We start from the raw sequence: 508 nt of genomic DNA on the forward strand, positions 1-508 counted from the left end.
GCCTCCGCAACGACGGCAGCTCGGGCGAGGGCTTCGACGGGCAGACCATCCGCTACGCGGGCGGCACCACCAGCACCACCAAGGCCGGCCTCGACGCCTCGACCGCGGCCAACGCCAAGTGGCGCAACTACGCGGCGACCTACACCGCGATCAACGCCGACTTCGTGAAGAAGATGCGGCGGGCGTTCCACGCCACCAACTTCCGGTCCCCGATGCTCGTCAAGGACATCGAAACCGGCAATTCGCGGTACTACATCTACATGGGCCTCGACAACCTCGTGGCCTACGAAGACCTCGCCACCAAGCAGAACGACAACCTCGGCCGTGACCTCGATCCGTTCCACGGCATGACCACGTTCCGCCGCGTGCCCATCCACTACACCCCGGTTCTCGACGACTTCACCGTGGTCGATGGCGGCGACACCGACTTCTCGCCGTCGCCCATCTTCGCCATCAACCACGACAAGTTCTTCCCCATCGTGCTCGAAGGCGACTGGATGCGGGAGAG

General features: G+C 64.8%; 1 protein-coding gene. It reads left to right on the forward strand.

The window, feature by feature from the left end; all coding sequences use genetic code 11:
- The coding region (locus tag R0J87_RS18475) for a hypothetical protein (RefSeq protein ID WP_498887997.1) at positions 1-508 on the forward strand (508 nt) is incomplete at both ends.

Origin of the sequence: Halomonas sp. SIMBA_159 (genome assembly GCF_046536035.1) — a bacterium.
Lineage (GTDB): Bacteria > Pseudomonadota > Gammaproteobacteria > Pseudomonadales > Halomonadaceae > Vreelandella > Vreelandella venusta_A.